This is a genomic window from Bacillus sp. JJ1503 (assembly GCF_036965125.1).
Classification (GTDB): domain Bacteria; phylum Bacillota; class Bacilli; order Bacillales; family Cytobacillaceae; genus Cytobacillus.
In genome coordinates this window covers 1-12738 of sequence record NZ_JBALOZ010000133.1, presented here as the reverse complement: position 1 = coordinate 12738, position 12738 = coordinate 1, and the positions used below count along the sequence as shown (strand labels likewise).

The 12738-nt window shown below is 38.8% G+C and carries 10 protein-coding genes; 3 read left to right on the top strand and 7 right to left on the bottom strand.

Annotated features, from left to right (window positions below):
• The first annotated feature begins 247 nt into the window (after positions 1-247).
• Complete coding sequence (locus tag V7149_RS11585; protein WP_335345784.1) at positions 248-376, top strand: hypothetical protein; 129 nt, start codon at positions 248-250, stop codon at positions 374-376.
• A gap of 202 nt (positions 377-578) precedes the next feature.
• Positions 579-1436, top strand: a complete 858-nt coding sequence (gene liaG / locus V7149_RS11580; RefSeq protein WP_335345783.1) for a LiaG family protein — start codon at positions 579-581, stop codon at positions 1434-1436.
• Between the two features lie 101 nt (positions 1437-1537).
• Here the strand turns inward: liaG and V7149_RS11575 are convergent, their stop codons facing one another.
• The 5 genes from V7149_RS11575 to V7149_RS11555 form a co-directional block, all read right to left on the bottom strand.
• Complete coding sequence (locus V7149_RS11575) at positions 1538-2224, bottom strand: ABC transporter ATP-binding protein (RefSeq protein WP_335345782.1); 687 nt, start codon at positions 2222-2224, stop codon at positions 1538-1540.
• Complete coding sequence (locus V7149_RS11570) at positions 2221-3867, bottom strand: ABC transporter permease (RefSeq protein WP_335345781.1); 1647 nt, start codon at positions 3865-3867, stop codon at positions 2221-2223. The genes V7149_RS11575 and V7149_RS11570 overlap by 4 nt, the downstream gene beginning before the upstream one ends.
• 2 nt (positions 3868-3869) lie before the next feature.
• Complete coding sequence (locus V7149_RS11565; RefSeq protein WP_335345780.1) at positions 3870-4952, bottom strand: Fe(3+) ABC transporter substrate-binding protein; 1083 nt, start codon at positions 4950-4952, stop codon at positions 3870-3872.
• A 187-nt stretch (positions 4953-5139) separates the two neighbouring features.
• Positions 5140-8268: an MMPL family transporter gene (locus V7149_RS11560; RefSeq protein ID WP_335345779.1), complete on the bottom strand. Its 3129-nt coding sequence runs from the start codon at positions 8266-8268 to the stop codon at positions 5140-5142.
• A gap of 3 nt (positions 8269-8271) precedes the next feature.
• The gene (locus V7149_RS11555; protein ID WP_335345778.1) at positions 8272-8733 is read right to left on the bottom strand and encodes a MarR family winged helix-turn-helix transcriptional regulator; all 462 of its coding nucleotides are present in this window, start codon (positions 8731-8733) and stop codon (positions 8272-8274) included.
• Between the two features lie 730 nt (positions 8734-9463).
• Here V7149_RS11555 and V7149_RS11550 point away from each other — a divergent pair.
• Positions 9464-10423, top strand: coding sequence for a DMT family transporter (locus V7149_RS11550; protein ID WP_335345777.1), 960 nt, complete (start codon positions 9464-9466; stop codon positions 10421-10423).
• Between the two features lie 538 nt (positions 10424-10961).
• On the opposite strand, the gene V7149_RS11545 is transcribed toward V7149_RS11550, so the two are convergent.
• On the bottom strand, positions 10962-12167 hold the full coding sequence (locus tag V7149_RS11545; protein ID WP_335345776.1) for a Ger(x)C family spore germination protein: 1206 nt from the start codon (positions 12165-12167) through the stop codon (positions 10962-10964).
• Positions 12160-12738 (bottom strand): GerAB/ArcD/ProY family transporter (locus V7149_RS11540; RefSeq protein WP_335345775.1); only part of this gene is annotated, 579 nt, incomplete at its 5' end. The genes V7149_RS11545 and V7149_RS11540, both read right to left, overlap by 8 nt.

The following is a 12738-nucleotide window of genomic DNA, read 5'->3' as shown; positions in this document are numbered from 1 at the left end:
AAACAAGGTTTCTTGGACAGGTTTATCGGTAAAGCCTAAATCCTGTCCAGTAAACAAGACTTTTTGGACAGGTTTATCTGAAAATCTAAAACCACTCTAGTAAAACAAAGTTTAGCCTGGTCTTGGCTTTACTGTTATTCAAAAATTCAGCTTACATAAAATAAAGCATAATAACAAAATATAGAATGAAACAGTTGCAAAAGGAATTTCTACCTGCAATTTATAAATTCAAAAAAGGGGCTCAATCATGACTAAAAAGTACAACAAAGGAAGCAAAAACCAAAACTCACCTACCGCTAATCAGGCAGACATCGTAAGTGGAGATAATAGTAAGGGAAATAAGAGAAATAAGGACAAGAGAAATAAGATAGAATAACAAAAAGCTCTCCTTTATCATTTTTTCATAAAGGGGAGCTTTTCTTTTTTATACAAAATACTTTTTCTTTCTTTATTCCCTGTTTTCCTAACAATCAGCCTCAAGACTTATATATAATTAAATCTAAGGCTCAATGATTTCTTGCTTATTATTTCATAAAATAAGTGTAAGAAAAGGAATTAATCAGAAAGCAGGGATTTTTTTGAAAAGAATATTAATCATTTTCTTCATTTTGATTGGACTATATTTATTGGTGACATCGAATGTAGCAAGCCTCTTTTCTTTTGGAAAAAGTGAAGCAGAGGCTAAAGTGACAAAGAGTATTGATCTATTAAATATTGATGCTTCTTCTATTAAAACGGTTATCATTCCAGAGAAAAGAAGCGATATTAAAGCGGAGCTTAATGGAAAAGGGGAAGTGTCCATTAAGAAAAGCGGGAACAGTATTCAAGTTAACTATAAAAAAAGCTGGTTTAACAGTTTTAGCTTTTTTAATAATAATTCAGTTTTAAATATTTATATCCCGGAAAGCTATGATCGCAGCATGGATATTGATGTTGGCTCTGGATATTTAGTCTTTGAAGGCAAGTCGAAAAATCAGCCAATGAATCTTAAAGAGCTTGATATCGACCTCGGTTCAGGAAAAATCGATTTAAAAAATTTGAACGTGGAGGAATTCCGCAATGATGTTTCCTCTGGTATGATTACGATCAATTCTTTAACGACGAATGATGGCACTGTAGACGTAAACTCTGGGATTGTTAAAATCCGCCAGTATGAAGGATTGCTAAATGCCGATGTTTCATCAGGACAATTAGATATTCAAATGGATAAAGTTACGGACCATATTGATGTCGAGGTTAGCTCAGGGCATTTAAAGCTCGATCTTCCAGAGAATGCTGATTTTACACTAAATGGCAAGGTAAGCAGCGGAATCATTAAGTCAGACATTCCACTTACCGATAAAATCCAAGATAAAAACAAAATCAGCGGTAAATCAGGTAATGGAAAATACCAATTAAATGTCTCTGTTTCAAGCGGGCTTGTGAATATTTATTAATAGAAACTCTAAAAAAACTGGATTAACCATATCCAGTTTTTTATTTTTTTAAACAAAAAACGAACCTGCACACAAGCAAGTCCGCTAAATAGTTCCGATGATTATAAGGTTTGAAATTTCTCGCCTGCTGCTCCTTGTTCGACTACGAGCGGACACATGGTGATGCTGTAGTTGCAAATGGCCTCAACATCTTGGCGATCATGAGTCACAATCATACAGGTCATATTTGCTTTTTTTAAGATTAAGAGTAAGTCTTCACGGATGGATTCTTTCAAATCTGCATCTAAATTACTAAATGGTTCATCCATTAATAATACTTTTGGTTTTGGGGCAAGTGCCCTCGCCAATGCCACCCTCTGCTGCTGGCCTCCACTTAGCTCATGAGGATAACGATCTCCGAAATCCTCTAAATAGACAAGCTCGAGCATTTCCTGTACACGCGGCTTCCGATCCTTTCTAGCCATTCGCGATAAGCCAAAGAGGATGTTTTCTTTCACAGTCATATGAGGAAATAAGGCATAATCTTGAAAAACCATCCCAACCCCTCTGTCCTCTGGCTGAACAAATATACGATCATCGACAACCGTTTTACCTGCAACGGTTATGGTCCCTTTTGTAGGCATCTCTAATCCCGATATTAAGCGCAGTAAAGTACTTTTCCCGCTTCCACTCTGACCTAATATACCAACGATTTCTCCCGTATCCATCGTAAAGGAGAAATCATCAATAATCGGTGTTCCCGTTCGTGTATAGCCAAATTCAAGATTCTTTATATCTACTACCTTCATCGCTGCACCTTCTTATCAATCATTTGAAATACTACAACCGACAATACACTTATGCCAATAATCATCAAGGATGAAATCGATGCCTCATAAATTTGTTCATCCTTTGCATACTGAAAAGTCTTCGTCGCCAGGGTATCAAAATTAAATGGTCTTAACAATAATGCTAGCGGAAGTTCCTTGCAAATTTCAACAAATGTTAAAATAAATCCGCTGACTAAAGCTCCCTTAATTAAAGGCAGATCTACTTTAAAAAACGTTTTCGTCATGCTAAGCCCGAGCATTCTAGACGCTTCAGAATATTTTGTGCCGATTTTTTCAAATCCTACTTCAACCGCATTAAATCCTGTCGCCATAAAACGGATCGCGTAGCCGACAATTAGCATAACTAACGAGAGACTCAAGATCAATGGTGCTTTTCCTAAACCTATTAAGGAGTAAACAGGAGCAAGCCATTTATCAAGTGTAATAAACATTGCAAGTACGCCTATCGCAATAATCGCACCCGGAATGGAGTATCCTGTTGTTGTTAATTTTGCTAATATATAGGAACCCGCCGTGTGTTTTCGGCATACATTAGCAACGATCACTGAAAGAATGAGAATAATAAAGGTTGATATGGCCGCCACATAAACAGTTTGAAAAAATAGTGTATAAAAGGTATCGCTCCAAACCTTACTAAATGTCAGCTTTGCCCATGCTATTAACTGTATCAATGGAATGAGAAATCCCAGCAAAAACACAATCCCACAATAGGCAAAAGCAGCAGCAGCCTTTATTCCCTTCAGCTTCATTGGCACAAGCGGTCTTGATTTATTATTTAGATTATAACGGCGTCTTTGCCTCAACAGTCTTTCTAAGAAAAACAATCCAACAATTACGACCATTAGCCATGCCGCCAGCCTCATTGCTGAATCAATATCATACATCCCAAACCATGTCTGAAAAATCGCGGTTGATATTGTATGGATGCCAAAATAGCTAGTAACCCCATAATCACTTAGCACTTCATAAATGACCAAAACGGCGCCCGCCACAATAGCCGGTCTTGAGAGCGGCAATACTACCTGGATAAAAATTGCTAGCGGCTTTCTTCCAAGCAGCCTCGCATTCTCGAAAAACGAAGAGCTTTGGCTTTCCAAAAAGGCCCTCGTCATTATATAAACATAAGGAAAAAGAAATAATGTAAAAATAAAGATGGCCCCGCGCAGGGATGAAATCGACAGCAGCTCGGGATCAATTTGGTAATTAAATTGGTTGCGGAATGTTGATTGAATCACTCCCGTATAGCTGAACATCGTCCGATACGTATAAGCAGCGATATAGGGCGGAATGGCTAACGGCAATAATAATCCCCAGCGAAAGAAGCGTTTAAGCGGAAAATCATATGCTGAGGTAAGCCATGCAAGCGTAACCCCCAAAAACGCAGTAAAAATCCCTGTTAATGCGACAAGGATTACCGTGTTTGCTACATATGTTTTTAATAAATACTGGCGTATTTGAAACCAGTTATCATTTGGCTCCTGAAATAGCGAGAAAAAGATAAACAGGATGGGCAGCAGTATAACCGCCGCCCCCATCATGCTGATGACCCACCAGCTATTAAAATCTTTTTTAAAGAATTGTTTGATTTGGTTTATACCCATTTTTACTTCCAACCTGTTTTATTAAAGATCTCAATCGCTTTATGATTATGTTGTCCTAAAGTATCAAAATTAAGCTCTTGCATTTTAAAATCGCCCCAAGTTTGTAAAAGTTCTGGCTTCTTTGCTTCAGGATTAACTGGGAATTCATAGTTATTTGCAGATAAATATTCCTGTGCTTCAATACCTGTCATGTATTCAATTAATTTTGTTGCATTTTCAGGGTTTTTGCTATGCTTTGTTAAACCAATTCCGCTAATATTCACATGTGTTCCATTTGTTTCTTGGTTCGGGAAGAAGACACCGATGCTTTCGCCGACTTTTGCCTCTTCAGCATCTGCCGAATTCACAAGCAATCCAACATAGTAAGTGTTCATGATCGCAACATCACCAGTTCCAGCTGCAATCGCTTTAGCTTGGTCACGGTCACCGCCATCAGGCTGGCGAGCAAAGTTATTCACAATGCCTTGCGCCCATTGTTCAGCCTTTTCTTCGCCGTTTAACTCAATGAATGAAGCTAGTAAAGATTGGTTGTATAAACTTGTTGAAGAACGTGCCAATACTTTCCCTTTCCATTTATCCTCCGTTAGAGCTTCATATGTAGAAAGGTCTTCTGGTTTTACACGATCCTTAGAGTAAACAATAACACGTGCTCTTGTTGACATTCCTACCCAATTATTATCTTTATCCCTAAAGTGAGCTGGGACATTCTTATTAATAATATCAGATTGTACAGGCTGAAGAACATCATTATTTTTTGCATTTGCGAGAACTCCGCCATCAACAGTAATAAATAGATCCGCTTGTGTGCTTTCTCCTTCACGCTTTAAACGCTCAATAAGCTCTTCTGCTTCCCCTTTAACAACATTAACTTTAATGCCTGTTTCTTCTGTAAATTTCTTATACACTTCTTCATCGGCCTCATAATGTCTAGCTGTATAAATATTGACTTCTTGATTTTCAGCTTTTTTTGGTTCTTCAGCAGGTTTCTGGCCTTCAGAGCTGTTATCAGCTGCTCCACATCCAGCTAACCCAACTGTTAATAAAGCACTTGCTAGGAAAGGCTTTAATAATTTTGAATATTTCATGTATGAGTCCACCTTTTTATTTTTTTAATCTGTGATAATGATAATTATTATCACTCGTCTGTTTTTATTCTACTTTCCATCCAAGGATGAGTCAACCATTATTTTTAAAATTGCAATGATTGGTTTTAAACAATTTGAACAAATTGTGAAAAAAAGAAGCAACCCGTAACAGGCTGCTTCACATTAATTAATTCGTACTTCTTTTAAATGGCCACCAATTTGCTTCTCCAAAGTTTTTGACCATAACTGGGATAAACAATGGCAACATGATAACGGCGTATAAGAATAATCCGACAATGACAATCGCTGCAATTTGGAGTAATGACAGCATTCCAGAAGGCATCATCGCGGCAAAGGTTCCTCCTAAAATGATGGCAGCAGAGATAATGACAGTCCCCATTTTCCTCATTGAGAGCAGCATGGCCTCAGCAACAGATAGATTCTTATATTCATTGAAGCGGTCCATTAAGAAAATACTGTAATCTACTCCAAGGGCTATCAGAATCACAAAACCGAAGAAAGGAACAGCCCAGCTGATGCCAGAATAGCCTAAAATATGGACGAATACAGCTTCATTAATAGCCATCGATGTAAAATACGTTAAAATTAATGAACCAATAATATAGGCTGGCATAATGATCGACCGGAATAAAAAGACAAGAATGATCGAAATTCCAGCAAGCATTAGAATAACTGTGCGCGAGTAATCCTGATCAGACAATTGGCCTAAATCAGCATTCGTGCTCGTTACCCCGCCGACTGCCACCACCGCATTTTCAAGCTTTGTATCTTTCGTTGCCCTTTTAACTGCTGACTTAATTTCATCTACTTGATTTATTGCATCATTAGAATATGGATTCGCCTTAAAGATAACATCCATTGTCATCACTTTGCGGTCTGCAGACATATAAACGTCTAAGACGCGGGCAAAATCTTCATTTTCTAGCACATCATCAGGCAGGTAAAATCCATCCCGTGTGCCAATGCCAGATAAACCAGATAAATAATTCTGAGCAGAGCCAAGTCCTTCAGATACTTGATTTAAGCCTTCTGTACTTTGACTTAATCCCTCCGTAAGCTGACCAATCTGCCCGCCTAAATCGCCAAATCCAGCAAGCAGCTGCTTCTGACCTTCATTTAGACTTCCTAATCCATTTGTCAGCTTAGGTACATTGCTGACAATCTGTCCTTGCCCATCCGCTAATTGATTTAGACCAGCCTGCTGGGCTTCAATTCCTGCGATTAATTGCTGAAGGCCAGCAGCAAGACCGCTTTGGCCAGCAATAGCTTTTTCAAAACCCGCATTTGCTCCAGCCATTCCGCCATTTATTTTTGCTAAACCAGCATTTAACTCTTGTACATTTGCAGAAAGGCCTGTTAATTGCTGCTGCAGCCCATTAATCGTTTGTTTCATCACCTGATACTGCGGGTCTGCTCCAAGATCTGTATATTTGTTTTCTATATAGCCAAACATCGCACCGTTTGCTTGGATGATTCCATCAGATAAACTAGCTAAACCGGTGCCAACCTTTTGATAGTTTTCTGTAAGGACGTTTAAGTTACCTTGTAATTCTTGATAGCCTCCAAGCAACTGTTGATAACCTGTTAATAACTCCTCAGCACCCGCTTTTGATTTTTCTAAGCCCGCTTTGATTTGATCGGAACCTGCTAAGCCTTGCCGAATGCCATTTTCAATTTTTGCAAGATTTGTTTGTATCGCTTGAAGTCCTGTTTGTATATCATTCGTCCCAGAAATTAGCCCTTGGATCCCATTTGTCGCTTCCTTTAATATGGGCTCAGATTTTGATAATTCCGTTCCTGCTTCATTTAAGCCTGAACTAATTTTATCAATTCCTTCTTTTCCTTCGCCAAGTCCCTCTTCAAGAGTTTCCGCCTGCTTGGCAACAAAGAAGTCTTCTAAAGGCTCTCCAGTCGGACGTGTAACGGAACGGACGGTGTCCACTAGATCAACCTTTTCTAACTCTTTGCTGATTTGTTCTGCTAGGCCAATATATTCTTGGGAATCCATTTTTTCATCATTTTTCAACACGATTTTCGTAGGCATCGATTCTCCAGGGCCAAAGCTATCTGCAATGGCGTTGAATGCCTTGATAGAGTTCACATCTCCGCTAATTTCCTCTAATGAGTTGTAGGATAATTCCCCGTCATACGTTGCGAGGAATGGCACACAGATTGCTGCGACAATGATTAAGGCTAGAAACGGCCGTGCCAATGAAAATTTCCCAACCGCTCCCCAAAGCTTGCTTTCCCCATGATCAGCTGTTTTCTTGGAAGGCCAGAAAATTTTCCGTCCCAATACAGCCATGAAAAACGGAACAATCGTAAATAAAGCTATAAGCAGAATCGCAACACCAATCGCAACAGCCGCTGCGGACTGATAAAGAATAAATTGAGAGAATCCGATTGCAGCGAAACCAATCATGACGGCAACACCGCTAAAAAATACAGTACGTCCCGCATTGCGGTACGTTTCCACAATGGCTTCTGCAATACTTTCCTTTTGCGAAAGCTCCTCTTTAAATCGGCTTAAAAGTAAAATACAGTAATCTGTACCAATCCCAAATAAAACGGCCACTAAGAAAATTTGTGTGTAATTCGATAACGGAAAATCAAATTTGTCCACCAAAAATCCGACAATGGATTGTGATGCAAGATAAGTAAATCCAACCGTTAGTAATGGAATGATTGGAGCAACAACCGATCTAAACACTAGCAAAAGCACAATCAAGATAAAGGCGACCGTAATCCCTTCAGTCTTCTTTAATCCTTCTTGGGAGCTCGTCATTAAATCCTCATTGATAAGCCACTCACTAGTGTAATAATGTTCTACTTTAATATCTTTAAGTGTGCTATATAGAGCATCCCTCAGCTCTTTCGGTTCGCGGTCATCCCAGCTGATTGTAACGGATGCTAGAATTGATTTCCCGTCCTTTGATACGAGCTGGTCCTTTAAACTTTCCTCATCAAAGTGGGTAAGAATATCGGTAATACCAAGCTCCTTCTCATTATCCTTTAAAAGATTAATAGCCTTCTCAGCTTCGGTTATATCCTCTTTAGAAAGCTTTTTGTCATTTTGGAAAACGAGAGCCACACTCGTTTCATCTCCGCCGCCTTCCTGCTTGCGAACGTCATCCATAATTTTTCCTGCAAGAGAGGATGAATACTCATCCGGGACTGTAATTTGCCCTTTTTCTCGGACTAAATCGGCCATATTTGGCGCTGACATCAATAGGCCGGCAGCTATGGCAATCCAAGCAATCATCACAAGCCATTTATTTTTTATTATTCCATTCACGCTCTATTCCTCCACTTGTGGATTCTTACTGTCTTTCAAAATTTGGTTCAGCTTTTCATAGGTTTTAATAAATTGGATGATTTCCGCTTGATCAAATTGAGTAATAAAGGATTCAACAAGCTTATGAACGCGTTCCTCAGTTTGGTTGAACAGTTCATTTCCTTTATCTGTAAGCGTTAAGTAAACAACTCGTCGATCATTCTCATCTCGGGTACGCTGGATCAGACCCTTCTCCCAAAGACGCGTAATAATTGCTGTGATCGCACTTTTTTGCACATAAAATTGTTCGGCTAATTCAGATGACGTGCAGGACTCGTTGTTTCGAATATACCTTAATGTATAATGCTGATCATTCGTTAAATCACTGCCAATCTGTTCCTTCACTAACGACTCTGCCTTACGGTGAACGGAAAAAGATAACTCCACATACTTATCAATAAGCTTTTTAATTTCTATATCTGTCATTAAGATGAATACACCCTCTCTTCTTCATTTTAATTCTATAGTTTAATTGTTCAACTGTTTAACTATTAATGTAGTTAACTATAATGTCCTAATTTGGCATTGTCAAGCAGCGAGAATGTGGGCATATGTCCCTTGGAAATTGAAAAGATTGGTTACAATAAAATTCTGATGACCGCTGATGGCGGATATCTATTTGGACGGGCACCTCACGGGGGCCTGATGACTGCTTACGGCAATTTTCTGTACGGGCGGGCACCTAATGGGGAGATTGATGACCGTTGACGGCCAATTTACATGCAGACGGGCACCTATCAGGGTGATTGATGACCGTTGACGGCTAATTCCCATGCAGACGGGCATCTAACGGGGCGATTGATGACCGTGATGAGCTATTTTTTCTCGAGACGGGCTCAATATGATGATCTAATGACTACCAATAGCAAATATTAGATAAAAAACCTGTTTTCCTAACCTTACATTAATCTGCCATAAAAAGCAGTTGCATATTTCACTTTTGTATTACAAAGTTTACGCGCCTACCTAAGGTAAAATTTCCTATTTTTTACTTAAATCAAACTTCGTTAAAAATTGCTGAGTATTTTTCAAAAAACGTGTCCCGCTATTCCTTATTGACTAAATTGAAGGCACACTGTAAGATACATCTAAAAATTCAATCTAAATTAACTGATAATCTAGTAGAATGAATGATACATGATTGCGAGGAAAATTTATGAGTTCCAGTAATGCTTTATTAATAAATTCACGAAAAAAGGGGATCATCCTAGTCCTTATCGGGGCTCTCCTGTGGGGAGTTTCCGGTACCGTTGCCCAGTTTCTTTTTCAGCATCAAGGTTTTAGTCCCGAGTGGCTCGTAGTAACAAGGCTATTAATATCTGGAACTCTTTTACTAGGCATCGCATATAAAAAAGAGAAACATAGAATCTGGGCTATATGGAGGGTTAAGCATGATGCTTTCAGTATTATCCTCTTTGGAATCCTTGGAATGCTGGCTGTTCAGTACACATTTTTCGCGGCCATCCACCACGGAAATGCAGCGACCGCTACGGTTCTTCAATATTTAGCTCCAGTATTGATTATGTGCTATTCGGCCTTTCGTTCGAAACGAATGCCTACTCTAATGGAAGGTTTCGCGTTAATCCTTGCCATTACCGGCACGTTTTTGCTTGTAACGAGAGGGAGTCTCCATACACTTTCTATATCTGGTCTAGCCCTTTTTTGGGGTCTGACCTCAGCTGTTGCTTTAGCCTATTATACGCTTCAGCCTCTTAAGCTTCTTGCTAATTGGGGATCCGCCATCGTGGTAGGCTGGGGAATGTTAATTGGCGGCATTTTCTTTAGCTTCATTCATCCCCCATGGGTTTTCGTGGGAGAGTGGTCTTTGCCGTCTATTTTTGGAGTTGTATTTATTGTAGCTTTTGGAACAATTATTGCGTTTTATTGCTATTTAGAAAGTTTAAAGTATATTAGTGCTTCAGATACGAGTTTACTTGCCTGTGCAGAGCCATTAACAGCCGCATTCTTAGCCATCGTTTGGCTTCATGTTACATTCGGCTATGCCGAATGGCTCGGAACTATTTGTATTTTGAGTACGATTGCGCTGCTGTCGGTTAAAAAAGAAAAAAGACCTGTGCAGGTGATGGAAAATGTGAAATATAATGTTCATCAATAATAGTAAGGACCGACCATATTTGGGCGGTTTTTTTTTTGGACAGCTTCCGCACTTCCTTCAAAAACCTGTCCAATAAACCCAACTTGTTGGACAGCTTCGGCACTTTCTTCAGAAACCTGTCCAATAAAACCAACTTCTTGGACAGCTTCCGCACTTTCTTCAAAAACCTGTCCAATAAACCAGACTTCTTGGGTAGCTTCAGCACTTTCCCCAAAAACCCGTCCAATAAACCAGACTTCTTGGATAGCTTCAGCACTTTCCCCAAAAACCCGTCCAATAAACTAATTCCTAAGATAATGAAATCACAATACCTATCCATCGAACCTGTTGTTTCCTTTTATTTCTTTCGTATATAGACAAACTGCCTTTTTAACGGTTACCCCTTTCTTTTCCACGGTGGATCGGCGCGATCGTGTAAAGTTCGGTTGAGTTTGTATATCCCCCAAGGAATAACCGATGTCATGGCGGCAAGGAGGATTGTAGGAATGGATGGAATTCTATCGATGATTACGTTCCACATTCTTGTATTCTCCCCTTTCTATTTTACTGTTTCAATGGAAGCACCGATTTGTCTTATCTTGAATTTGACCTGAACGTCAATTTTACTTTTTTCAAAGTAGTTCTTCCCTCTGTCCCAATCTTTTTCGAGCTTTGTCCAAGTTTGGTGATGCTCCTCTTTTAAATGACTTCCTAAACCAAGGACATCAGCCTTATACTCTTTTTGGACTTTTTCAATCGTTTGAAGAATAATCTGTTCGATTTCCCTGGATGTTTTTTCTTCAAATCTGGCAACTGTTGAAAGGTTCGCTAATTTTTGATTTCCGAATGATTCACCAACATTCCCTTCTGCTACTAATTCGATATTAAAATTAATTTGGTCTAAGTCTGAAACACTCGCTTTCATGTTACTTTTACCACTTTTAATTTCAACAGTTACAAACTGGTCATCCATCACAAGATCTATTGATGCACTTTTAACCTCGCCTATGATAAAGTTTAAACCCAATGTTTCTCTTTCATTTAAGGTTCCTATCATTTTTAGATCCTCTGAGTTAAAAACAGCTGCTCCAGAAATCCTTGCATCCTTTTCATTTACAAAAATTCTTGGAACGACAAAGCTCTTTCCTTTTAATAAATCGCTATGAATTTCGCCTATATTTGTAAATGGTAAAAACCTAGCTGATTTTTTAACATTTTCACTGATAGAATTAATAAACATAATAGGAAGTTTTTCGTTTTGTGCATTTATTTCCAACGCCCTTTTAGCCTCCCCTTCCGTAATTACTACCTTTGCCGCCCTCCGCATTTCATGATCACGAACAAAAATATCTAAGGCATCATAAAGATATCCCTTTTGGGCAAGCTCTTCGGAAATAAGGATAACCTTTAGATGCTGCATATATGGAATGCGACTTGTTTCAGCAGCCATTTGTCTTGTTATTTGAAAAATGGTTTTTCCTTCTGAAGTAAGATTAAGGTATGGTTTATCTCCTGATGCTCCATTATTTGTTTGATTGCCTCCACTTGAATTTCCTTGAATATTCCCGGGTACTACAAATTGATAGGTCAACCGATAATTTTCTTTTCGCTTACCTTCAATTTTTATATCACTCTCTTGATCATTAGCAGTATCAATAGCAGCACCAATTACAAAGCCCCTCTCTTCAATTTCAACCCTATCCCAACAGCCAGCCAATAATAATACAAGGACCGCAACTAACAGACTTTTTCCTATTTTACCCATCCGCTCTCACCCCGCGAATCGTAGCAATGACAAGTAAAACGAATGGGATGACTGTACTAAATATGATCCCCGCATAGCCAATCCATTCCCCAAAAGCAGAAATCTCAAGAAAGTTTTGCGGAGTCATGGCAATGATAAAAATCAATGGCGATATGATAAAAATTAGTATCATTCGATCTGCCTTTTTAAAAATAGAACTTAACGCTAATAGGGTAATATCTAAAGCCATTGCAGCTGTGCTAAACAGGGTCATTACCCAAATGGTGAAAAATATAGATTCAAATCTTTCAAAGAACCCTCCTGGTATTTCAACCACCTTTGCTAATTCTGCTGTTGGATATAACGTGTTAGCTGCCACTTCCACCCCAAACACACCAATGACGAATACAAATACGAGTAAATATAAAAACAGCGGGATGCTCATTCCAATCATAGCTGCCTTTTTTGTATTTTTTGGATTATTTATATAAGTGTTGTAAAATAAGAGAATTTCAAAGCCTAAGAATGAAAAAACTGTTTCCTTTGACCCTTTTAAAATATCCTTCCAGCCTGTAATAAAAAATGTCTTTAT

Coding starts and splice junctions, on each gene's coding strand:
- V7149_RS11565 (WP_335345780.1), bottom strand. CDS start 4,952: ATGAAATATTCAAAATTATTAAAGCCTTTCCTAGCAAGTGCTTTATTA.
- V7149_RS11585 (WP_335345784.1), top strand. CDS start 248: ATGACTAAAAAGTACAACAAAGGAAGCAAAAACCAAAACTCACCTACC.
- V7149_RS11555 (WP_335345778.1), bottom strand. CDS start 8,733: ATGACAGATATAGAAATTAAAAAGCTTATTGATAAGTATGTGGAGTTA.
- V7149_RS11575 (WP_335345782.1), bottom strand. CDS start 2,224: ATGAAGGTAGTAGATATAAAGAATCTTGAATTTGGCTATACACGAACG.
- V7149_RS11550 (WP_335345777.1), top strand. CDS start 9,464: ATGAGTTCCAGTAATGCTTTATTAATAAATTCACGAAAAAAGGGGATC.
- V7149_RS11570 (WP_335345781.1), bottom strand. CDS start 3,867: ATGGGTATAAACCAAATCAAACAATTCTTTAAAAAAGATTTTAATAGC.
- V7149_RS11545 (WP_335345776.1), bottom strand. CDS start 12,167: ATGGGTAAAATAGGAAAAAGTCTGTTAGTTGCGGTCCTTGTATTATTA.